Here is a 23,272-nt window from a genome sequence, read left to right as displayed (position 1 = left end):
GATGAGTCATGTTTTTATCTGGCTATGGGCTACTCCTTCTCAGCGGGACATGGATGACCCTTCAGCTTGCGCTGTTGTCACTTTTGCTTTCTGTCATTATTGGCTTAATTGGTGCGAGCTCAAAACTCTCTAGTTTTAAAGCCTTACGCTATATTGCGACCGCCTATACTACACTCATCCGTAGTGTGCCAGACTTGGTGATTATGCTGCTGTTATTTTATAGCTTGCAGTTGGGTCTAAACCAAATTACTGAATCACTGCAAATGGATCAAATTGATATCAATCCTTTTGTGGCGGGTGTGATTACTTTAGCGTTCATTTATGGTGCATATTTTACCGAGACCTTTCGTGGTGCATTTCAATCGGTTCCAACGGGTCAAATTGAAGCAGCAATGGCCTATGGTATGACCCCTTGGCAGGTTTTTCGACGTGTATTATTCCCTCAAATGATGCGTTTTGCATTGCCAGGTATTGGCAATAATTGGCAGGTCTTGATTAAGGCAACCGCACTGGTTTCTATTATTGGCCTGACTGACATTGTAAAAATTACCCAAGATGCAGGTAGAAGTACCATGCAACTGTTCTTTTTCAGCATCGTGGCTGCCGCGATTTATTTGGCAATTACCACTGTGTCGAACCTCATTTTAATGTGGCTTGAGCGTCGTTATTCTGCCGGTGTGAGGAAGGGACAATTATGATTGAAATCCTTCAACAATATTGGCAGGCATATCTTTGGACCGATGGACTACAAATGACCGGTGTCGCGATGACTGCTTGGTTATTGGTACTTTCAATTGGTATTGGCTTTGTGCTTGCTGTGCCTTTATCACTTGCACGAGTATCAGAAAATCTTTGGTTGCGTGGTCCAGTTTGGTTGTATACATATGTTTTTCGTGGCACACCACTTTACATTCAATTGCTGATTATTTACTCAGGCATTTACAGCTTTGATTACATCCATGAACATCAGACGCTCGATGCATTTTTTCGAGAGGGCATAAATTGCACCATTTTGGCATTCGCGCTCAATACTGGTGCATATACGACTGAAATCTTCGCTGGGGTGATCCGTTCTATTCCACATGGCGAGATTGAAGCTGCACAAGCTTTTGGCATGTCAAAATGGAAACGCTATACCCGCATTATTATTCCGTCGATGTTGCGCCGTGCTTTACCATTTTATGGGAATGAAGTCATTTTGATGTTGCACGCGACAACCATTGCATTTACAGCAACTGTTCCTGACATTTTAAAAATTGCGCGTGATGTGAATGCGGCAACCTATGACACCTTCAATGCTTTTGGAATTGCCGCGGTGTTGTATGCAGTGCTGGCATTTATTTTGATTTGGATATTTCGTAAGTTGGAAAAACGTTGGTTGGCATTTTTAAAACCATCGAATCATTAGGAGACATAAATGGAACACGTTGCAAAACTAGTGATTCGTGATTTACACAAAACATTTGGCGATCATGAAGTACTGAAAGGGATATCACTTGATGCAAATGCTGGCGATGTCATTAGTATCATCGGTTCATCTGGTTCAGGTAAAAGTACTTTGTTGCGTTGTATCAACTTCTTGGAACAACCGAGCAATGGCACCATTAAACTTAATGGTGAAAAACTACGTACAGTCTTTGATAAAAAAGGCAATTTAAAAGTGGTTGACCCAAAGCAACTACAAAAAATGCGTACCCAGCTCATGATGGTGTTTCAGCATTTTAATTTATGGTCACACATGACAGTGCTGGAAAATGTGATTGAAGGACCAATTCATGTACTTGGGGTAAAACGTGCTGAGGCAGAAGAACGTGCGCGGAAATATCTACGCAAAGTTGGTTTGCCTGAAAGCGTTGAAAGTAAATATCCTGCATTTTTATCTGGTGGTCAGCAGCAACGTGTAGCGATTGCTCGTGCTTTGGCTATGGAACCGGAAGTTATGTTGTTTGATGAACCAACCAGTGCGCTTGACCCAGAGTTGGTGGGTGAAGTACTCAAAGTAATGCAGGGTTTAGCTGAAGAAGGACGTACCATGATTGTGGTGACACATGAAATGGGTTTTGCGCGTCATGTGTCTAATCAAGTGATTTTTTTACATCAAGGGAAAATTGAGGAACAGGGTCATCCTGATGAAGTACTCAATAACCCGAAAAGTGAACGTTTAAAGCAATTTTTAACGGGTAGTTTAAAATAAGTTGTTCATACTGAGTATGGTAAAGTCTTTATAAAGCACTTTCATCATACTCGGTTGCTTTTTAATTATATTTTAAAGATGGGTATTTTTAGAAAACACATTAATAATGATAATGCCTGCGATCATTAAAGTTAGACCAATGCAGGCTGCTAAGTCTAAATGCTGTTTATAAAATATCCAGCCAATTGCAGAAATTAAAATAATACCTGCGCCAGACCAAATGGCATATGCAATTCCGATCGGAATTGTTTTTAGCGTCAGAGACAATAAATAAAAAGCAATTGCATAACCCACAACAGTAATAATCGAAGGAATTGGAACAGTAAAACCTTGAGATGCTTTTAAAGCTGAAGTTGCAATGACTTCACAAGCAATCGCAATTGCTAAATAAAGATAAGACATGGGGAGCTACGCCAGAATGAGTTTTAATCAATCTATATGAAATGTTGAAATGATTTGACCAGTTTTAACGATTGTGCAATTTTTTTGGTACACAAATACAAGTAAATCAAACTGAACTGATAGTTTGATTTTATCACTAGCAAAACGGTATAAACCATTAAATATATTAAAAACTAATCGTAATGATTAAAGTGCTATGTTTAACCTACATCATAAGCTAGGGTTGATGCTGTCATATCTCTCTTCGCATGCTGTAAATTACGAATGAGTAGCGATTTTGTCCATATGGTTTTGAGATGAAAGCATATTTTTTGCTAATTCTCCTAAGCGCATCAAAGCATTTAACATTTTTGGGTTCAACTCAAAACATACTGCAATACGTAAACAATGACTAAAACGTTTATCAGCAGAACATAAAATTCCCGGCATACATAAGATTTTTTCATCCATAGCTTGATGAAAGAGTTCCAGCGTATCAATAGATTCGGGGAGCTCTAACCATAAAATAAATCCCGCTTGTGGGCGACTGACTCGAGTACCGAGCGGAAAATAACGACAAATATAAGACTTGATGGTGTCAATTTGTTGTTGATAGCGTTTTTTGAGCTGACGTAAATGCAGGTCATAACCACCATTTTCCAAGAAAAGTCCTAAGGTTTCAGTGAGCAAGGCAGGCTCGGCCACTGTTGTTGTAAATTTCAGTTGCTGCACAATATTACGAAAGCGCCCAGCTTCTAACCAACCAATTCGATAGTCGGGTGCTACAGTCTTGGTGTAGCTACTACATACCAACACCCATCCATTTTGGTCAAATGCCTTAATGTTGGGTAATAGAGGTTCGGCTAGTTGCAATTCGGCATACATCGCATCTTCAATGACGGGAACTTGAAACTGATTAGCTAGCTCTGCCAAGCGACGGCGGCTGCTTTCAGGCATGCTGAAACCGAGGGGATTGTGCCCTGTTGGAATCGTTAATATGGCTTGTACACTTTGAGATTTTAAGAGTTCTTCAAGTGTATCTAGACACATGCCTGTATGTGGCGAAGTCGGTACTTCTATAATTTTTCGGCCTAAATTATGCAGGAGCGGGTACAAGTTATGAAAAGTAGGGATCTCAAGTGCAATGCTATCACCCGCTTGAGTCGTTGCCATAATCGCTAGGCTTAAGGCCTCCATAGTGCCATGGGTGAGTACAATATTATCTGCTGAAAGAAACATGCCCAGTTGCAAGCTTCGTCTAGCAATTTGAGTGCGTAGACGTATAGAACCTGGCGGTAAGGTATAGCTTTTAAAAATATCTGGTTGTGTCCGTAAAACTTGAGCAGTTAAGCGTTTTAAACGCTCAATTGGGTAGAAATTTTCTCCTGAGGGGCAAGCTAGGGCCAAATTAATATAGCTTGGGTCCATTTGCTTTTTAACGATTTGAGCGAGGAAGCAGCTAATGCCAGAAAGGGGAACTTTTTCTTCACTGATATAACGTTCTTCGAGTTCTAGCAAGTTTGAAGGTGCATGACAAACATAGTAACCAGATTGAGGACGAACAGAAATCAAACCTTGATCTTCAAGTTGACGATACGCTTCTTTTACGGTGTTAATGCTGACCTGATAATGGTTTGCACAGTCTCGTATTGAAGGTAGACGCGAACCAATAGGTTGCCTTCCATTATGGATTTGAAGGGTTAAGTCATCACTCACTTTTTTATATTTGTACATATCAATTCATTAAAAAGCTAAAGCAATGGATACACTTTATAGTGATCTGTTATTTATCTCAAATATTGTGATGACTTTAGGTTGGTCCATTTAATCGAGTTTTACACTTAAAAACTGTGTCTATTATTTTTCATATTAACTGATACTGTAACCATTAAAGATATCTCAGTAAGATCAAAAGTATGGTGAGGATTTAAAACCATAATTTTTTAATATCAAAATGAGTAGGAGTGGGTCTATGTCCGTTGTAGCATTTAAACAAGTTGATGTTTTTACTTCACAAGCATTTAAGGGAAATCCTGTCGCGGTGATTATGGACGCTAGTACCTTAACATCTGAGCAAATGCAGGCGATTGCCAATTGGACCAATCTCTCTGAAACTACATTTGTACTGCCTGCTACAGATTCGCAAGCCGATTATCAGGTTCGAATTTTTACTCCGCAAAATGAATTGCCATTTGCAGGCCATCCTACAATCGGCACAGCCCATGCTTTACTTGAAGCTGGTCTAATTATTGCTAAAGAAGGAAAATTGGTACAGCAATGTGGTGCAGGTTTAGTTGCTCTTACGGTAAGTGAATTGAATCATATTTCCTTTGAACTACCACAACCTAAAATTACGCCATTAGATACGACACAGACTCAAAAATTGGCAGAGATTTTAAAATGTCAGATTGACACTCAATGGAATGCTGCATTGGTTGATGTTGGGGCGCGTTGGGTTGTATTACAAGCTGTCAATGCCGAAGCTGTTTTAGCGGCTCAACCAGACTTCGCTGCTTTAAAACAACATGATTTAGAAATGAAAGTTGGTGGAGCGACGGTTTATGGTTTCTATGAAAATAATGATGAGAAAAAACATATAGAAGTTCGCTCATTTGCCCCTTCAATTGGAATAAATGAAGATCCAGTTTGTGGTAGTGGTAATGGTAGCGTAGCGTCTTTTATTCGTTACCATGGTATTTTGCCCGCACAAAATGATCAGGTACTTTCTTCACAAGGTCGCGTTTTAGGACGTGACGGACAGCTTCAACTAAATTTATATCAAGATAAAATTTTAGTGGGTGGAAGTGCTGTTACCTGTATCGATGGCACAATCAAGTTATAAAACAAATATAAAAAAACCGAGGACTTGGCCTCGGTTTTTTTAATTAGAAAAACTTATTTTTCTACGAACGCACGTTCAATCACGTAGTCGCCCATTACACCCATACGAGGTGATTCAACTAAACCGTGTTGGTCAAGTAACGCAGCAACGTCTTTCAAGAAAGCAGGGCTACCGCAAAGCATTGCGCGGTCAGTTTCACGGTTAAATCGTGGTAAACCAACTTTTTCGAATAAAGCACCAGTTTCAATTGCAGTTGTTACACGGCCTTGAGTGTGGAAAGGTTCACGAGTTACAGTAGGGTAGTAAACAAGTTTGTCTTTAATACCTAACTCTTCAAAGAACTCATGGTTTGGTAATTCGTTCAAGATAAGGTCTTGATAAGCTAATTCAGAAATATAACGTGTACCATGAACAACGATTACTTTTTCAAAACGTTCGTAAGTTTCTGGGTCACGAATAATTGATAAGAATGGTGCAAGGCCAGTACCAGAAGATAAAAGGTACAAGTTTTTACCCGGTAAAAGGTCATCATGAACCAATGTACCTGTCGGTTTTTTAGAAATTAAAATTTCATCGCCAACTTGTACTTTTTGCAAAATCGAAGTTAAAGGACCATCTTGTACTTTAATTGAGAAGAATTCTAACTCTTCTTCGTAGTTTGCACTTGCAATCGAATACGCACGCATTAACGGTTTGCCATTCACTTCAAGTCCGATCATTACGAACTGACCATTTTTAAAACGTAAGCTAGTGTCGCGTGTAGTTTTAAAACTGAAAAGGGTGTCATTCCAGTGGTGAACATGAGTAATGCGTTCGACGTTAAAAGCAGCCATTAAAGGTCTCGATCACGATTAAAAGAAAACAGATTGCTATTCTAATCTAAATTCATTCCCGATAAACTGAATATATTTAATTGTGTTTATAAGAAAAAGTGATGATCAATTCTGTCACCCTTCCCATAATCGGCCACATGTGCTCTCCATATCGAGAAAAATTCGGTATTCCACGCCAGCCTAATCTGGTAAATATCGAGTCATATATCGACATGATAGAACCTTATAATGACTTGTTGGCTTTTGAAGGAATTGAGCAATTTAGTCATCTCTGGCTAGTTTGGCAGTTTCATGACAATAAAAATCAGGGTAGTGCAGATAAATTCCGTCCGCAAGTTCGTCCCCCACGTTTAGGGGGTAATGAAAAAATTGGCGTATTTGCTACACGTAGCATGTATCGACCAGCACCAGTGGGCTTGTCTGTAGTACGGTTAAAGAAGGTTGAAAAAGTCGGTAAGTCAGTACGAGTGTACGTCACTGGCAGCGATTTATTAGATGGAACTCCAATTCTAGATATTAAACCCTATATTCAATATTCTGATGCGATTGTTGATGCACAAAGTGGTTATGCACATGCAGAACCAGAGCGTAAATCAGTCATTTGGTCTGAACCTGCTCTAAATACTCAAAAATATTTTTTACAAAATAAAGAAATGGACGATCAATACCTTGATGAGCTTGAGCAAGTGTTAGCCTTAGATCCTCGGCCTGCTTATCAAGAAGATTCAGACAGAATTTATAAAATGAAATTTTCCAGTTTCGATATTCATTTTAAAGTCGGTCAGCTTGAAGTTACTGTAGTGGATATGGTGAAAGCTTCTGCTGTGCAATAAATTCTATTTTAGAACCAATGGATGTTGAGCCAAAGTAAAGTAATAAAAATAGCCATATGAATAAGCTGGGCGGGAACGAAGGCAAGAGCATAAGGTAGCCCGCCCGAAATTACAGAGTTTATACTTTTGGCAATTGCATGCACTGCAAAGCCTCCCATAAAAGCAATTAATAAAGGGGACATATGAGCACTATCAGGTTCACCTTGTACAATTACTGCGGCTATAGCTGCATGGATCTCAAACAAAGAAGCGAGTAACGTTCCGGCTATTAATCCTGCATCGCCTAAAGATATACTTAAACCATAAACACCTGCCTGAATAAGCGTGAGTGTGCCAGCAATAATAATGGCTTCTTTAAGACTAAACATTCTTGAGTCGAGTTCGGGTAAAGTAGTACTAGGCTCTGCTTTACGTAATAAAATAAAAGCCCATACCGCTAAAACAACTAATGCAATAAGGGCAGGAAATATAATTAGCTTAAACCAAGTAAAGCTGATACCTATCACAATAATTAATGTTTGAATAAGTGTTGAAACGCAGGACATTAATGCAGCGCCCGCATTAGTCGTTGCATTTGCACGACCGGAACGTACCTCTAAACCCAGACTGGCAATAGCTGCTGTACTGGAAACAAAACCTGAAGCCAAAGACGAAAGTAATAAGGCATTTTTGGAAGATAATAAGCGTTTGGCAATATGTGCCAGTGCCTGTACAAATAAAATTAAAGTGAGCAATTTTAAAATAACATTCGGATTTAAAACTGGACCCCAAAAGGGTTTATTCGGGACTAAAGGTAAAGCAATTAAAAGTAAGGCGAGTAGGAAAATTCCATCGCGCAATTCTGCCTCGGTAATCCATTGGCTAGCAATACCATGCATAGACTGCTTAGCTATTAAGATAGCCGTCATGATGACTGCTAAACTTGCTGCCAATGAAATATTCCAAATACAGAGTGCTCCAATGAAATAAGTCATGATAAATGCAAGTTCGGTAGTAACGCCCGGATCATTTGGCTGATTTTTGAGGGAAACGATGCTGATTGCACCGATGATTAAAGCTCCAACAATCCCCATAGGAGTACCGAATAAAAAACAGATCGCGCCTAATAAAGCGCTAATTGCAAAAGATCTAAAACCAGCGAAAGTTTTATATTCGTGTTTGAGTTTACTGCGCTCTCGTTCTAAGCCGATTAATAAGCCACAGCCAAGGGCAGCTGCAATGACTGTAATGAATTCTTCAAAGGATGTTGTTTGTAATGACATTGTCATTGGAAGTTCCATATTACTTCCTCTTTGGTTTATTGTTATATGTAGATTTGAATCATTTTAAAATCATATATTCACGTTCAGTTTATGCTTTTTATGAGACTGATCATAGTATCTTTTTTAGACAATGCAACTTACAAAATAACTTTATAAACATGACCTATGACGCAAAAAAAGTTCAAGTTGAGAATTGGTTTAATTAATTGAAGTTGAAGGATATTTAAATAGTGGATTTAACGATTTTGGGGTGAGTTAAATCTAAAACATCTCTGCTATATTATAAAAGTATATTGGGGATAAAGCATGAATGCACATGTAGAAATAGATACCTATTGGTGTCTAGAACAACTATTACAAGAAGGCCGTATCACAGAACGAGATAAATTACTGGTACAGTCAAGCCACCGTCAAAAGGACCAGTTGAAATGGCATCCTTTACAGTGGATTGCACATTTTAATTTAAAAGATCAGCAGCACACACACGCTCATTTAAGTTTAAATCGTTTGTGTTTATGGTTTGCAGATCGGGTTCAACTTCCTTTATTTGTGATTGATCCTTTAAAGGCAGATGTGAGTGCTTTAACTCAAGTCATGTCACAAGAATTTGCTATTCGCAATCATATTTTAGCTGTTGAAATCCATGCCGATCGAATTGTGATTGGAACAGACCAGCCATTTCAAACAGATTGGCTCAATAATCTTGAAAGAAGTCTAGCTCCTAAAAAAATTGAGCGGGTACTACTTAATCCCGAACAGTTGCAACGTTATTTACGCGAATATTATCAGGTCAGTCGAGCGGTAAACTCAGCTCAAAAAGATGCAGCTCATGACCGTGATAATAAAAATGTTGAAGCTCTTTTACAACTTGGGGATAGCCAGAACCCTGATGCCAATGATCAGCATATTGTGAAATTAGTCGACTGGATTTTACAGTTTGCGTTCGAGCAGAGTGCCAGTGACATTCATATGGAACCACGCAAAGACAATGGCAAAGTCAGGTTTCGTATCGATGGTGTTTTGCACACCATTTATAACATGCCTTCAAATACACTGACCGCCGTGATTTCTCGAATTAAAATTTTAGGACGTTTAAATGTCGCCGAAAAGCGCAAACCGCAAGATGGTCGATTAAAAACTCGGACGCCAAAGGGGCAAGAAACAGAGCTACGTTTATCAACCTTGCCAACAGCCTTTGGTGAAAAACTGGTTATGCGTATTTTCGACCCAGATGTACTGGTACGTTCTTTTCATCAACTGGGTTTTGAAGAGAGTTTATTACAACAGTGGCAACAGTTAACAAAAAATAGCCATGGCATTATTTTAGTCACTGGTCCTACAGGTTCAGGTAAAACGACCACGCTATATTCTTCGTTAAAGCAGCTTGCAACAGATCAGGTCAATGTATGTACCATTGAAGATCCAATTGAAATGTTAGAGCCTAGTTTTAACCAGATGCAGGTCAACAATGCAATTGAATTAAGCTTTGCAGATGGTGTTCGTGCGCTCATGCGTCAAGACCCCGATATTATTATGATTGGGGAAATCCGTGATCAAGATACAGCGAATATGGCAATTCAAGCAGCATTAACAGGTCATTTAGTATTATCAACTTTACACACCAATGATGCGCCGTCTAGTTTGACTCGCTTGCACGATTTAGGTGTGCAGCCATTTTTAACAGCAGCCACAATTCTAGGTGTGCTCGCGCAGCGTTTAGTGCGACAGCTTTGCCCACACTGTAAACAACACACACAAATTAATGAGGACGAGTGGCAGCACCTAACATTCGACTACATTATGGACATGCCAGAAAAAGTTTATCAGGCTGTTGGATGTGAACAATGTCGTCATACAGGCTATAAAGGACGAATCGGTATTTATGAGTTTATGCCAGTCAGTCTAGAGCTTAAGCATCTTATTAGTAGTCATGTGACGTTAAATGATTTAAGAACTCAAACTAAAAAAGAAGGTATAGAACTTTTGAGAATTGCGGGTGCACGTAAAGTCATTGATGGTATTACGACATTAGAAGAGGTCTTACGGGTTGTTCCATTAAATTAAGTTTTTCTTAAGATTCACCTCATTTATGCTTGATTTAATTGCTTTATCCCAAGAGGAAACCATAAACAGAGGGTAATTATATGAATATGCTTAAAGTAATGTTGTTGACTGCTGGTATGGCTACTGCTGGCATAGTTGTAGCGAATACACCAGTGAATCAGGCTGCAATTGCTCCGGCAACTGTCACCACGGTAAAACAGGCATTAACGGCTAAAGATAGTACACCGATAAAATTACATGGTCAGGTTGTAAAATCTTTAGGTGATGAAAAATATCAATTTCGTGACAAGACAGGTAGCATTACAGTTGATGTAGATGATGAACTTTGGCAAGGTCGTCCTATTTCACCAAATACAAATGTAACTTTAATTGGTGAAGTAGACATTGATTATAAACCTTTAAAACGCGTCGAAATTGATGTGGATCAAGTTCAGTTTTAATTAATAATCTTAGATGTATTGTCTTTAGCCGCATTTTAATAATGCGGCTTTGCTTTTTCTAGAAAGGCTTGGCAAGATCAAATCAGGATATAACAGGAAAAACAGATGAGAATTTTGCTTGCAGAAGATGATCGCTCTCAAGCTGAAAGTATTCAATCGTGGCTAGAGTTAGACGGTTATCAGGTAGATTGGGTAGAAAGAGGCGATTATGCGCTTACGGCAATCGAGCAGCATGACTATGACTGTATTTTGCTTGATCGGGGGTTGCCTCAACTGGCTGGTGAAAAAGTTTTAACAACGATCCGCCATAAACAAAAAAATGTTCCTGTTATTTTTATTACAGCGCGTGACAGTATTCATGACAGGGTGGAAGGACTAGATTTAGGTGCAAATGATTACTTGGTTAAGCCTTTTAGCTTAGAAGAGTTATCTGCCCGAATCCGCGCTCAATTACGTAAGCAAACGTTGAGTCAGCAATCAGTCTTAACGTGGGGCGATCTGCAACTCGATACACAAGCAAAAGTTGTATCATGCGCTGGCAAGTCTATTGATTTAACAGCTAAAGAGTTCCAAATATTACGTAAGCTTATGGTCCATCCTGAGCATATTATTACGCGTGATCAATTAGAAGAAGCACTCTATGCATGGGGTGAAGAAATTGAAAGTAACGCAATAGAAGTATTTATTTATCAACTTCGAAAAAAAATCGGAAGTAGCAGCATTAAAACCATACGGGGGTTAGGCTACCGTATGGGAGATTTAAAATGAAATCTAATCGCTCATCCTTGCAGTCGCAACTGGTTAAAACCACGATGTGGAGTAGTGTCGTGGTGGGCTTGCTGGCTTTAAGCTTACTCACCATATTTTCTATTTATCACAACATGTCGGTGCAAGACGAAATCATGGATGAAATATCAGATACTTTGCTGGTTTCTGATATTTCTGGGCACTCTATGAAACAGTTTGATGAACTCAGTGATGAATTTGATATTCAGTATGAATTATTAAGTTCTGGGCAATTACTTACTCATTCTCATAGCTATCAGCACGAGCTTTTTGAACAAGGTAATTTATCAGAAGGTTTTTCATATTTTTGGTTTGATGGCCAATTATGGCGTAGCTTAGCTGCACAGCAAGAACACTCAAAGTTACAAGTTGAAGTTTTTCAGCCAATCAGTACACGTATTGAAGAAGTACTCAAAGCACTTGCTGGATATAGCGGCCTTATGGTGTTGTTCTGGCTGCTACAATGGGTCATTGTAAGTTGGCGTACCGAGCATCAATTGGCTGCACTAAATTTGCTTTCTAGACGAATTGCTCAAAAAACCGCATCAAATTTAGAACCCATTCAAGAACCAGATGTCATTACAGAAATTCAGCCTGTGATTGATGCGCTAAACCAATTACTTGCAAGGTTGCAAAGGGCATTAGTCGCTGAACAGCGTTTTACCGCAGATGCTTCTCATGAGTTACGTTCTCCGTTATCTGCCATACAAATGCGTCTTCAGGTTTTACAGCGTAAATATCAACATGTTCCAGAGCTTCATCAGGACTTTGAACGTATACAAGAAGACGTTTCTAGAAGTACAAAAATACTTGAAAATTTACTCCTTCTCGCTCGCTTAGAGCCCAATGAAGCAGAGCAGCCACAACTTCCCAAGACGATTATCGATTTAAATTATTTATTAGCTAGAGTCATTGAAACTGTAACTTTAGATGCGCAAGCTAAACAGATGTTGATAGAGACAAATACCTTATCGACAGAAACTAAAACATATGCAAATGAAGAATTGCTGTTTATTGCTTTTAGAAATTTATTTGATAACGCCATTCGTTATAGCCCGACTTTAGGCTCTATTCATGTGGAGATTAGTCAGCATGAACAGCAAATTAAGGTGTCTATAGAAGATACAGGCAATGGTGTAGATGATGAAGTGCTATTACGTTTAGGGCAGCGTTTTTTTCGAGTCTTAGGTACTCAGCAGCAAGGTTCGGGGTTAGGAATTTCAATTACCCGAAAAATTATTGAATTGCATAATGGCACATTACTTTTTATGCATGCTGAACAAGGTGGTCTAAGAGCAGAGATTATTCTTCCGTCATAAAAAATAGCATGGTTACCCATGCTATCCATTTTTTGTTTTCCCACGAATATTATTGAAACGCGAGTGTATTTTTTATTTAGTTAAAATTAGACGGTTGTTGCGAGTGAGGCGTAAACGATATTCCTCGCCAGCATGCATAATGCGGATTTCACGGCCTAATGCAAAGAGGTTATTAGAATGTAACATTGGTAAGGCGTGAGCTGTGTCATTGTTACGGGTAAATAAGCTAAAAGGTGCGTTCATTTGTTGTGCTCCGTGGTATGTTCTTGAACGATTTAAATGATAATCATTATCGAATAGATCTGTCAATGAGATTTTTAAAATTTTATAAAATGATAAAATTTGCTTACACTTGAGAAAAGTTTTAGAGAGTAAAAAGATGCCCAAACCAATAGTCGATGTCGCTATAGCAATCTTGATCCATCGTGGAAAAATATTAGTAGGATGGCGCGAAGAGCAGCAGCATCAAGGTGGAAAGCATGAGTTTCCAGGAGGAAAGGTTGAGCAGGGTGAAACACCAGAAGAAGCCTGCCGCCGTGAAATCTATGAAGAAGTGGGTATTGGTTTAAAAGATTGGCATCAATTTGATTATATTCACCATGAGTATGACGACATTATTGTCAATTTACATTTATTCCATAGTTATGTGCCTGATGAACTATTAAATCTTATTCATCAGCCATGGGCGTGGTACACACGGGAACAGTTACTTCATTTAAACTTTCCAAAAGCCAATAAAGACATCATAAAGCGACTCTATTGGCCCCATCTCATCAAAATCAGCAATATGCTTACACCTGTAGAAGGTAGTGATGCTTTATTGTATTGGCGTATAGAAGAAGCTGGTGCTGATCAGAGATATTTAGAACAATTAAATGCTTTAGGTGAAAATCAGTTATCAAACTTAATTATTAATACAGATATTTGGCAGCAGTTGAGCCCTGAGTTAAAGAAACAAATTAAGACCGTTCATTTAAAACAATCTCAGCTCATGAATTTGCATAAGGGCGATTTAACAGTAGGCGTACGTTATATTGCCGCTTGTCATGATGCGGTTTCTTTAAAGCAGGCTGAGCAGATTGGTTGTGATGCTGTTTTTATTAGTCCTGTAAAACCGACAACCACCCATCCAGAAGCCTTGGCATTAGGTTGGGAGCGTTTTGCTGATCTCGCCCAAAATAGCCAGATTCCGGTTTTTGCATTGGGAGGCGTGCATCCTGATGATTTAGCTACTGCACAACAGCATGGTGCCTATGGCTTAGCAGGTATTCGTAATTTCTAATAAGAAAATAGAAAAGCATTAAAAGCTAGAGGGCTTTTAATGCTTGTTGCGCTTCTTGAACAGTTTTTTGATTATTGCGTTGTTGTCCAGCTTTTAAGATGGTCAACCAAAGTTGCTTTTTCATGGCCTGACTTTGAGCAAAACTTAAACCACGTCGTGCTAGAGATTCAGCATTAGAATATTGCTGTTTATGATTTGCCGTAAGGGCAAGGAATAGATATGTTTCTGCGGCTTGTGGTGCTAAACGCTGTGCTTGGAGTGCATAGCGTTCAGCTTCTGACCATTGCTGATTTTTGTACGCTTGCTGCGTTTTCTGCATTAAGACTTTGAATGCAGGTAATTGGCTTCCATCATCATTAAAGCGTTGCGGCTTTTTCTGCTGAGGAACAATAACCTGCAAGTTCTTGCGGTGAATTTCCGGATGATCATAAGGCGTAATTTTTACACCCGATGGAGTTTCCGTGCTCTTTTTCGCTGGCGGAGCAGGTGCTTTGTCTTTGGAGCCAGATTGATCAGGCAAAGTTGTACAGCCGACCATAAGTACAGCACCAATATAAAAAACACCTTTCTTCAACATATCCTACTTTCCTGTTAACGCTTAGTTGTTATAACTACCACTTGAAATTACACGAGAGTTATTTGACAGATCTTGTTCCATCTGGCTTTCACTTTCACGAATATAACTGTCGGTATTATCATCTTGAGAGTCAGGAATTGTGTTATCACTTTGTGGCGTATATGTTGGATCAACTTGATAATAAGGTGCTCCACATGGCGTAGCACGGTGCGGAACCGTATGCGTTAGCATCGGAATATACATAGCACCATCACAAGCCTGCGCAGATAAATCACCCGTTGCACGGTCAATCCACTGCCACTGTACAGTGTCTGGTTGACGTATATTCACAGGAGTTTGACGTAATTGCTTCATCACATTAATCCATACTGGCAATGCCCCAGATGAACCTGTTAAACCAGTCACTTTGTTGTCATCTAAACCTAACCAAACTACAGCAACGTGATTACCTGAGTAACCCGCAAACCATGAGTCACGTGTATCGTTAGTCGTACCTGATTTACCTGCCAATTTTAAAGCTGGAGATAAGCTGCTATAAGCTGCACGACCAGTACCCGAAGACATCACCTGTTGTAGGCCATAATTCATGATATAGCCGACAGAAGGATCAATCGTTTGTTGAACATTAAGGCCATAACGGTCAAGCAGACGACCATTCGCGTCTACGACAGATCGAATCGCACGAGTTGGATATTTAAAACCGCCTGTAGCGAAGTTTTCATAAATTCCAAGTACTTCCATTGGTGACATATTGACTGCCCCAAGGAAAATAGAAGGGTAGGCAGGAATCGTTGATTCAACACCAAATTTTCTTAAATTATTAGTAAAAGTAGATAAACCAAATTCTTGACCCATGCGTACAGCAGATAGGTTGTATGAATTTGCTAATGCTTCACTCAGGCTGACTACACCATGTCCGCCACCACTATAGTTTTTAGGAGTCCAGCTTTTACCACCATCTACAGGAACACTGATTGGTGCATCTTCAATTTGGCTTGCCCAGTTATAACGTCCAGATTCAATAGCACTTAAATAAATCACAGGTTTCAATAATGAACCGACTTGACGTTTCGCATCTAAAGCACGGTTAAAACCAGTAAAGTCTTGTGTAGAACCAACGGCTGCAACTAACTCGCCATTTTCAGGGTGTGCAATCAGTACAGCACCTTGTAAGTTTTTCAAACGCGCTGGATTACTGTTAGCCAAACGGTCTACTGAAGCTTTAAAAGCATTTTGAACTTGAGTTTGAGTAATTGGATCTAAGGTCGTAAAAATACGTAATCCCTGATTGGTTAAATCACTTTCTTGATACTCTGTACGTAATTGACGACGTACAATATCTAAAAAGTCTGGGAATTTTGCAGGGCCTAAACTTGGTTTACTTAACACATTTAAAGGACGTGCAATTTCATCTTCATATTCAGCTTGAGTTAAATAACCCATCACACGCATGTTATTTAACACGGTATCACGGCGTTTTTTTGCACCTTCAGGGTTTTTCCAAGGGTTATATAAAGAAGGGCCTTGAACTAAACCGACTAAATAAGCTTGTTGTGCAACACTGAGTTCACGTAGCGGCAGACCGAAATAAAATTGTGAAGCCAAACCATAACCATTAATTGAATAGCTACCATTTTGGCCCAGATTCACTTCATTTAAATACGCTTCTAAAATTTCATCTTTGCTGTAATGCAGTTCGATGAGTAAAGCCATTAATGCTTCATTGACTTTACGTTTTAGTGTGCGTTCAGGGGTGAGATAGAAGTTTTTAACTAATTGTTGAGTCAGGGTTGAGCCACCTTGACGTTTTCCACCAGTGACATTACTCACCAATGCACGAGCAGTACCACGAATTGAAATACCATGATGATGATAAAAATTGCGGTCTTCTGTAGAAATTAAAGCTTCAATGAGTGGTTTAGGGACATTATTCAGTTTAATGAGTACGCGGTCTTCATTGTGTTGAGGATAAATTCCTCCAATGAGTAGCGGTTCTAAGCGTGCAACGCCGGTTGAAGAAGGTTTAGTACTTCTAACTTCCACAACTTGATCATTTGCAAAACTTAACTCTAAGACTTGTTCAGGTTCAACACTGTCACCGTAGTCAAAACCCCGTGTGTGGATATACATATTGCTGCCTTGAGCAACATAGCTTCCAGACTTGTCATAATTACTTGAAGTTTTGTAACCCAATAGCTTTAATTCTTGAGTGAAATTTGCTTGAGAAATAGGCGCGTTGTTATAAATTTCCAAAGGTCGTGCAAACACTTTGGCAGGAATATCCCACCGCTGTCCTTCAAATTTTTCACGGATAATATTATCTAAACGAATCAGATAGATACTAAGAGCAATAAAAGCACCAATGACCAAAATGGAAAAGATTAGTGCAAAGAAACCGATACCACGTTCAAACTTCATAAAAATGAGATAAAACCCTAACAATGCCTGTAATGATGCGATAGCTTGTCATCAATTTGCAATGATAAAACTGTGAATAATTGGAAAACTTAGATTGAATTTTACAGCATCTTGTAGTTATGTTTTTTTAAATTAATCGGGTTAATGTTATTATATGCGAGTATCGCAGCGGAGCTTACTCATTCGTGCAAATTTCACATAAGTCCTTCAGAAACGTCGGGTTAATCGGTCGACCAGATAAATCATCAGTTGTAGAAACACTATGTTTAATTCATGATCATTTATTGAACTTAGGTTTGAACCCCATTTTTGATCAGGAAACAGCCGAATTAGTGCCTTATGATCATGCACAGATAGTAAGCCGTCATCTATTAGGTGAAGTTGCTGATTTAGTTATTGTGGTTGGAGGTGATGGTTCTCTACTCCATGCAGCGAGAGCATTGGTCCGTTATAATACCCCTGTTATTGGTATCAACCGTGGGCGATTAGGTTTTTTAACTGATATCAAACCTTCAGAAGCTATTTTTAAACTGGATCAAGTCCTTCAAGGTCATTTCCAGCTTGATCGCCGTTTCTTACTTGAAATGGAAGTACGAACAAATGGCGAAGTTATTTATGATGCAATTGCTTTAAATGATGTTGTTTTGCATTCGGGTAAGTCCGTCCATATGATTGACTTTGAACTCAACATTGATGGTCAATATGTTTATCGTCAGCATAGCGATGGTTTAATTGTTTCTACTCCAACAGGATCAACGGCTTATGCGTTGTCAGGTGGTGGACCAATTTTACATCCAAGTATGGATGCGATTGCATTAGTTCCAATGCATCCCCATACATTGTCATCACGTCCCATCGTAGTCGGCGGGCAAAGCGAAATTAAAATTGTTATTCGCGAAAATCGAGTTTTGCCGATGGTGAGTGCTGATGGACAACATAGTATATCGCTGAATGTCGGAGATAGTTTACACATCCGCAAACATCCATTTAAACTAAGTTTATTGCATCCACCAGGTTATGATTTTTATATGGCCTGCCGTACCAAACTTGGTTGGAACCAAGATTTTGAATCTTTTCAAAGAGATGAATCATGAATATTGAACAAATGCTATCTGTTTTAAACCCTGAAATTGTAGAGCGTTTAAAAACAGCAGTAGAAATTGGTAAATGGCCAAATGGCGTTGTTTTAACAAAAGAGCAGCGTGAGACTTGTATGCAAGCTGTCATTGCTTGGGAGTTGAAAAACTTACCAGAAGAACAGCGTAGCGGCTATATTGACCGTGGTACGAAAGAAGAAGGTGAAGAGTGTGATGATGATCATCACAAGCATGAGCCAGAATTTAAGCCAATTCGTTTTGTTTAATTTAAGAAGCTCAGTGATTACTGGGCTTTTTTTATGTTTATCAAAATATAATAAAGAATCCTATGAAACGTTTAAAACCTATTTACGTACTATTATTTCTAATATTGTTTAGTGGTGCTGCATTAGCCAAACAGCCGATTGAATGTTTACTCAACGTGAAGGTTGTTGCGAGTCGGAAATACACTTCACCTCAAGCTAAATATACAAGTATAAAGAACGACGGTTATCCCATGTTATTGATTGGGATTCAGGTGCTGGAGTCGCAAACCATACGAAGCTCCCAAAAGATCAAAGCGCATCATTTATATTGTAAGACACTTATTGGTCAACAACGAGATGCTTATCTTTCGGGTTCCTACGATTCTAATAAGATTACAATCAAAATAGGTGATCACTTGAAACTAAGAAATATTCATTCTTCAGGTCAGGAATATCCATTTTGGCCAGATTTTTATTATATTGAACCTTAAAACCAAGGCTATCCGATATAACCTTGGTCATTCATATATTAGAAACGACTATTCCATAACACTTTTGCTTTCTGCATCGCCTCTTCAAAACTAGTAACAACTCCCATGGTATATAGTGCAATTCCGATGGTTTCTGTTACTGCCATTTCACCGTATTCATGGTGCTGCTGACCTAACCATACTGCTTTAAAAGTTGCTAAATCTAATTCTTCTTCAGTTGGACTACGTTCAGGTGTGAGCTTTGGTAACTCATGTTCATAAAGTTCACCATTTTTAATACCACAAATGAGTGTTTTTGCATCTGGATTTCGCTCAAATTCACCGCCTTCACCCTTAATGACTGCACTATTTTGATAGCCTAAGCGCAGTGCACTATGTTGATGGGAAGTTCTATAAGCTGGATGGAATATAGCTTGTAAGGTGGCTTTTGCATTAAAAGGATTTATTAAGCGGGCTAAAGTATGAATAGGCGAGCGTAATCCCATCACATTTCTTAAAGAAATCAGTTCACTTAAAACAGGTGAAATCACGTCTAAAGGTAAGTAAGCGAAATTTTGCTCTGCTAACTGAGTACGAACTTCTTGTTCTGAATGACAAATTGGATAACCAAGATATTCTAAAACCTGCTCGGTATAGACGCGGTTAAGCGTGTGGCCTGATGCACCGTGCATAACAATTTTATAACCGTGTTGAGCAAGGGTGAGGGCCGCTAATAAGAACCAAGGATAATGTTTACGTTTACCTGCATAAGATGACCAGTCTAAATCAACTTCTAAAGGCTGGAAATTAAGCTGGTCTCTAGTCGCTTGAACAAATCCTGCGAGTTCATCAATAGATTCTTCTTTAACCCGAAGCAGCATTAAAAAAGCGCCTAACTGCACATCAAGCACTTCACCTTTTAAAATCATGGTAAACGCTTGATACGCTTCTTCATAGCTTAAAGAGCGTGAACCACTTTTTCCTTTCCCTAAAATACGGACATATTGAGCGAAGGGGTGTTCAGCATCTTTATAGATATTACGTTTAGTATTCATCGTAGTTCAAAAACAATAAAAATGATGGGATGCAGGCAGCTCAAAATGAAATGTCCACAAGTATTTAATCAATATGACATAAAAAGCTGTCGAAAAAATATCAAAAGTGTTTCTTATACTAAAGTCTTAGGGCTACATGAGTGTTTTTTGCGCGTATTAGCCAAAAATTTAATCGAATCATTATTTAATTCGAGTACACTTTCTCGTGCTTTTTTGAGCACTCATATCATAATTTTCTGTGATTCTCCTATATCTTCAGCTTTTTATTAAAAAGTAAGAGGTTATTTCTAACTACTCAAAGTAGTTAGAAACTTCAGGTATTCTCCTGTTTTAGAAAACAGCTTTTTTGTTTTCATTGAGGTAGTAGGAAGGTTTTTTGTTTACAAAGAACCGTTTCCCTTTTGCGGTGTTCATGTGAAAGGTTAGGGCTGTGTATTCGTAAAGAATAGACGTTTCATTTTGGTATTTCCAACGGACTTGGAAATATAGATTGAAGTAAAGTTATGGCTAAAAAACCGATTTATAAATCACTTTATTTTCAAGTGATTATTGCGATTATTGCGGGTATCTTGGTAGGGCATTTTTCCCCAAGCTCAACGCAAATTGTCAATGGTGTCGAACAGCATATTCCAGGTTTAGGTGAAAAACTCAAGCCATTAGGTGATGCCTTTATTCGTTTGATCAAGATGATCATCGCTCCAGTTATTTTCTGTACCGTGGTGAGCGGTATTGCTGGCATGGAAAGCATGAAGTCAGTCGGAAAAACTGGCGGCGTTGCCTTGTTATACTTTGAAGTTGTTTCAACAATTGCACTTCTAATTGGCCTTGTTGTAATTAACATCGCTAAACCGGGTGTAGGGATGAATGTTGACCCTACTACTCTTGATACTTCGGGCATTCAAAAATACGTCAGTTCTGGTGAGTCACAATCTACCATTGATTTCTTAATGCATATCATCCCTGATACGGTGGTTGGTGCATTTGCAAATGGTGAAATCTTACAAGTCCTTCTTTTTGCAATTCTCTTTGGTTTTGCTTTACATAAATTAGGTGATGCAGGACGTCCAGTTTTAAAATTTATTGATCAAGTTGCACATGTGTTCTTTAACATTGTGAACATGGTCATGAAATTGGCACCGATTGGCGCATTTGGCGCAATGGCATTCACTATCGGTAAATATGGTGTTGGTTCACTCGTACAATTAGGGCAACTCATCATTTGCTTCTATATTACGTGTTTACTCTTTATCTTCTTGATCTTGGGTACAATCAGCCGTATTAGTGGATTTAGTATCCTCAAGATGATTCGCATGATTCGTGAAGAGTTATTAATTGTACTTGGTACATCTTCTTCTGAATCTGTTTTGCCGCGTATGTTGCGTAAACTCGAAATTGCAGGTTGTGAAAAATCTGTAGTCGGTTTAGTTATTCCAACAGGTTATTCATTTAACCTTGATGGAACGTCAATCTATTTGACTATGGCTGCAATCTTTATTGCTCAAGCAACGAATACTCAGCTTGATATTCAACATCAGATCACTTTGTTATTGGTACTCTTAATCTCATCTAAGGGGGCGGCGGGTGTAACTGGCTCTGGCTTTATTGTTATGGCAGCAACTTTGTCTGCTGTTGGACATATTCCAGTTGCAGGTTTAGCATTGATTTTAGGTATTGATCGTTTCATGTCAGAAGCACGTGCTTTAACCAACCTTGTCGGTAACTCTTTAGCAACGATTGTTGTTGCTAAATGGGTGGGTGCTTTAGATAAAGATAAGCTGAATGAAGCTTTAAACAATCCGGATGAAGTCGACAGAAAAATGATGGAACAAAAAACTCCTCAAGTCGCTGAAGGTCTAGATTAATTCGAATAAACCTATATAAAAAAGGAAGCTATGGCTTCCTTTTTTATTGGCTGACTGAAAAGTACAGTTTTAATGAGCAGCTATGCCATGACAGTTGCTTGAAAAATGATTAGCATGCACAACAACGAGATTTGATAAAACAATAAAGCTGAAGGAAAATATTATGTTGGCATACGATGCAGATTTAGAATTATTCCGTGATAATTTTAAACGTTTTATGAGTGAGCATATTGCACCACACTACGACCAATGGGAACGTGAAGGTATTATGCCTCGTTCTGTTTGGAACCAATTGGGCGAAAATGGCTATTTATGTGTGGATGTCCCTGAAGAATACGGTGGTTATGGGGTTCCGACATACTATTCATTAATGTTGGTTGAAGAGTCTGCACGTGCCGGTTTTTGTGCATTATCAACAGCCATTTCTTGCCACTCTGAAATTGCTGCACCCTATATTTTACACATCGGGACAGAAGAGCAAAAACAATATTGGTTACCGAAAATGGTAACAGGTGAAGTGGTCGGTGCAATTGGTATGACTGAACCAGGAGCAGGTTCGGATTTACAATCAATGCGTACCAGTGCCATCTTGCAAGATGATCATTATCTGTTAAATGGTTCAAAAACATTTATTTCAAATGGCCAACATGCTGATCTTGTTGTGCTTGCGGTAAAAACAGATCCTCAAGCCCGTGCGAAAGGTGTGTCATTATTATTAGCAGATACACATCTGGAAGGCTTTAAAAAAGGAACCAACCTCGACAAAATCGGCCTGCATTCTCAAGACACATCTGAGCTGTTTTTTGACAATGTGAAAGTGCCTAAAAACCAGTTACTTGGTCAAGCGGGGCAAGGTTTTACTTATTTAATGCAAGAATTACCACGTGAACGTACTGCAATTGCATCTACTGCAATTGGTGCAATCCGCGGTGCAATTGATTTGACAACGGCTTACGTAAAAGAACGCCAAGCATTTGGTCAACCTATTTCACAATTCCAAAATACGCGTTTTGTTTTAGCGCAAGCGAAAATTGATGAGCTTGCAACAGCAGCTTTTTATGAAAGAAACGTTGCCTTATATCAAGAAGGTAAACTAGATGTAGAAACGGCTGCGGCATTGAAAAGTTTCAGTAGCGATATGCAAATGAAAGTCGCAGATAACTTGCTTCAGCTTTTTGGTGGTTATGGCTATATGACCGAATATCCAATTTCTCGTTTCTTTGTAGATGCCCGTATTCAGCGTATTTACGGTGGTACAAATGAAATTATGAAAGAAATCGTAGCGCGTGGATTAATTGGCAAAGCCTAATTA

Annotated in this window: 23 protein-coding genes; 15 read left to right on the top strand and 8 right to left on the bottom strand. The window is 38.9% G+C overall.

All coding sequences use genetic code 11. From position 1 onward, the window contains the following. Positions 1-8 precede the first annotated feature (8 nt). The 3 genes from RMB13_RS09945 to RMB13_RS09935 are packed head-to-tail and all read left to right on the top strand — an operon-like array spanning position 9 to position 2,194. Positions 9-698 (top strand): histidine ABC transporter permease HisQ, encoded by a 690-nt coding sequence (locus tag RMB13_RS09945; protein WP_311085165.1) that lies wholly within the window; start codon positions 9-11, stop codon positions 696-698. Beyond that, on the top strand, positions 695-1,408 hold the full coding sequence (locus tag RMB13_RS09940) for an ABC transporter permease (protein WP_311085164.1): 714 nt from the start codon (positions 695-697) through the stop codon (positions 1,406-1,408). Before RMB13_RS09945 ends, RMB13_RS09940 begins: the two co-directional genes overlap by 4 nt. Positions 1,409-1,417: 9 nt before the next feature. Next, complete coding sequence (locus tag RMB13_RS09935; RefSeq protein ID WP_174726538.1) at positions 1,418-2,194, top strand: ABC transporter ATP-binding protein; 777 nt, start codon at positions 1,418-1,420, stop codon at positions 2,192-2,194. Positions 2,195-2,266: 72 nt separating this feature from the next. On the opposite strand, the gene abeS is transcribed toward RMB13_RS09935, so the two are convergent. Both abeS and RMB13_RS09925 read right to left on the bottom strand, forming a co-directional pair. Further along, positions 2,267-2,596, bottom strand: coding sequence for a multidrug efflux SMR transporter AbeS (gene abeS, locus RMB13_RS09930; RefSeq protein WP_003650669.1), 330 nt, complete (start codon positions 2,594-2,596; stop codon positions 2,267-2,269). 258 nt (positions 2,597-2,854) lie between these two features. Then, the gene (locus tag RMB13_RS09925) at positions 2,855-4,315 is read right to left on the bottom strand and encodes a PLP-dependent aminotransferase family protein (RefSeq protein ID WP_311085306.1); all 1,461 of its coding nucleotides are present in this window, start codon (positions 4,313-4,315) and stop codon (positions 2,855-2,857) included. Positions 4,316-4,547: 232 nt separating this feature from the next. Here RMB13_RS09925 and RMB13_RS09920 point away from each other — a divergent pair, with 232 nt between their 5' ends. Beyond that, positions 4,548-5,417 carry a PhzF family phenazine biosynthesis protein gene (locus RMB13_RS09920; RefSeq protein WP_311085163.1) on the top strand — a complete coding sequence of 290 codons (870 nt, stop codon included), beginning with the start codon at positions 4,548-4,550 and terminating at the stop codon, positions 5,415-5,417. A 53-nt stretch (positions 5,418-5,470) separates the two neighbouring features. On the opposite strand, the gene RMB13_RS09915 is transcribed toward RMB13_RS09920, so the two are convergent. Then, positions 5,471-6,250 (bottom strand): ferredoxin--NADP reductase, encoded by a 780-nt coding sequence (locus tag RMB13_RS09915; protein ID WP_080027497.1) that lies wholly within the window; start codon positions 6,248-6,250, stop codon positions 5,471-5,473. 101 nt (positions 6,251-6,351) lie between these two features. On the opposite strand from RMB13_RS09915, the gene tsaA reads away from it, so the two are divergent. After that, positions 6,352-7,083 carry a tRNA (N6-threonylcarbamoyladenosine(37)-N6)-methyltransferase TrmO gene (tsaA, locus tag RMB13_RS09910; protein WP_080632494.1) on the top strand — a complete coding sequence of 244 codons (732 nt, stop codon included), beginning with the start codon at positions 6,352-6,354 and terminating at the stop codon, positions 7,081-7,083. An 8-nt stretch (positions 7,084-7,091) separates the two neighbouring features. On the opposite strand, the gene RMB13_RS09905 is transcribed toward tsaA, so the two are convergent. Next, the gene (locus tag RMB13_RS09905; RefSeq protein WP_005039358.1) at positions 7,092-8,363 is read right to left on the bottom strand and encodes a DUF4010 domain-containing protein; all 1,272 of its coding nucleotides are present in this window, start codon (positions 8,361-8,363) and stop codon (positions 7,092-7,094) included. Positions 8,364-8,651: 288 nt separating this feature from the next. Between RMB13_RS09905 and RMB13_RS09900 the strand changes: the two genes are divergently transcribed. From RMB13_RS09900 to RMB13_RS09885, 4 genes are all read left to right on the top strand, one after another. Continuing rightward, positions 8,652-10,409 carry a GspE/PulE family protein gene (locus RMB13_RS09900; RefSeq protein ID WP_311085162.1) on the top strand — a complete coding sequence of 586 codons (1,758 nt, stop codon included), beginning with the start codon at positions 8,652-8,654 and terminating at the stop codon, positions 10,407-10,409. A gap of 80 nt (positions 10,410-10,489) precedes the next feature. Then, entirely contained in the window at positions 10,490-10,849 is a 360-nt protein-coding gene (locus RMB13_RS09895) for a NirD/YgiW/YdeI family stress tolerance protein (protein WP_005046092.1), read from the top strand. A 105-nt stretch (positions 10,850-10,954) separates the two neighbouring features. Continuing rightward, complete coding sequence (locus RMB13_RS09890; protein ID WP_004643474.1) at positions 10,955-11,617, top strand: response regulator transcription factor; 663 nt, start codon at positions 10,955-10,957, stop codon at positions 11,615-11,617. Next, a complete protein-coding gene (locus RMB13_RS09885; RefSeq protein WP_311085161.1) occupies positions 11,614-12,954 on the top strand; it encodes an ATP-binding protein in 1,341 nt (446 codons plus the stop codon). The genes RMB13_RS09890 and RMB13_RS09885 overlap by 4 nt, the downstream gene beginning before the upstream one ends. A gap of 72 nt (positions 12,955-13,026) precedes the next feature. Here RMB13_RS09885 and hemP read toward each other — a convergent pair whose 3' ends face one another. Continuing rightward, positions 13,027-13,197, bottom strand: coding sequence for a hemin uptake protein HemP (gene hemP, locus RMB13_RS09880; RefSeq protein WP_002118129.1), 171 nt, complete (start codon positions 13,195-13,197; stop codon positions 13,027-13,029). 136 nt (positions 13,198-13,333) lie between these two features. On the opposite strand from hemP, the gene RMB13_RS09875 reads away from it, so the two are divergent. Further along, complete coding sequence (locus RMB13_RS09875) at positions 13,334-14,236, top strand: NUDIX domain-containing protein (RefSeq protein WP_311085160.1); 903 nt, start codon at positions 13,334-13,336, stop codon at positions 14,234-14,236. A gap of 25 nt (positions 14,237-14,261) precedes the next feature. On the opposite strand, the gene RMB13_RS09870 is transcribed toward RMB13_RS09875, so the two are convergent. Then, a complete protein-coding gene (locus RMB13_RS09870) occupies positions 14,262-14,813 on the bottom strand; it encodes a tetratricopeptide repeat protein (RefSeq protein ID WP_003650683.1) in 552 nt (183 codons plus the stop codon). A 21-nt stretch (positions 14,814-14,834) separates the two neighbouring features. After that, a complete protein-coding gene (mrcB, locus tag RMB13_RS09865) occupies positions 14,835-17,231 on the bottom strand; it encodes a penicillin-binding protein 1B (protein WP_311085159.1) in 2,397 nt (798 codons plus the stop codon). Between the two features lie 185 nt (positions 17,232-17,416). Here mrcB and RMB13_RS09860 point away from each other — a divergent pair, with 185 nt between their 5' ends. The 3 genes from RMB13_RS09860 to RMB13_RS09850 all read left to right on the top strand — a co-directional run bounded on the left by RMB13_RS09860 (position 17,417) and on the right by RMB13_RS09850 (position 19,064). Further along, positions 17,417-18,325 (top strand): NAD(+) kinase, encoded by a 909-nt coding sequence (locus RMB13_RS09860; protein WP_003650688.1) that lies wholly within the window; start codon positions 17,417-17,419, stop codon positions 18,323-18,325. Beyond that, entirely contained in the window at positions 18,322-18,594 is a 273-nt protein-coding gene (locus RMB13_RS09855) for a YeaC family protein (protein WP_004643467.1), read from the top strand. The genes RMB13_RS09860 and RMB13_RS09855 overlap by 4 nt, the downstream gene beginning before the upstream one ends. Before the next feature lie 62 nt (positions 18,595-18,656). Beyond that, on the top strand, positions 18,657-19,064 hold the full coding sequence (locus tag RMB13_RS09850; protein ID WP_003650692.1) for a hypothetical protein: 408 nt from the start codon (positions 18,657-18,659) through the stop codon (positions 19,062-19,064). Positions 19,065-19,102: 38 nt separating this feature from the next. Here RMB13_RS09850 and RMB13_RS09845 read toward each other — a convergent pair whose 3' ends face one another. Further along, the gene (locus RMB13_RS09845) at positions 19,103-20,098 is read right to left on the bottom strand and encodes a glycosyl transferase family protein (protein ID WP_017391973.1); all 996 of its coding nucleotides are present in this window, start codon (positions 20,096-20,098) and stop codon (positions 19,103-19,105) included. 503 nt (positions 20,099-20,601) lie between these two features. On the opposite strand from RMB13_RS09845, the gene RMB13_RS09840 reads away from it, so the two are divergent. Further along, the gene (locus tag RMB13_RS09840; RefSeq protein ID WP_056481146.1) at positions 20,602-21,960 is read left to right on the top strand and encodes a dicarboxylate/amino acid:cation symporter; all 1,359 of its coding nucleotides are present in this window, start codon (positions 20,602-20,604) and stop codon (positions 21,958-21,960) included. A 163-nt stretch (positions 21,961-22,123) separates the two neighbouring features. Then, positions 22,124-23,269 (top strand): acyl-CoA dehydrogenase family protein, encoded by a 1,146-nt coding sequence (locus RMB13_RS09835; protein WP_311085158.1) that lies wholly within the window; start codon positions 22,124-22,126, stop codon positions 23,267-23,269. Positions 23,270-23,272 lie beyond the last annotated feature (3 nt).

This window comes from Acinetobacter sp. V102_4, from assembly GCF_031799005.1.
In the GTDB taxonomy this organism is placed as follows: domain Bacteria; phylum Pseudomonadota; class Gammaproteobacteria; order Pseudomonadales; family Moraxellaceae; genus Acinetobacter; species Acinetobacter calcoaceticus.
The sequence above is the reverse complement of the archived record's forward strand: the minus strand, read 5'-3'. Positions and strand labels throughout refer to the sequence as shown.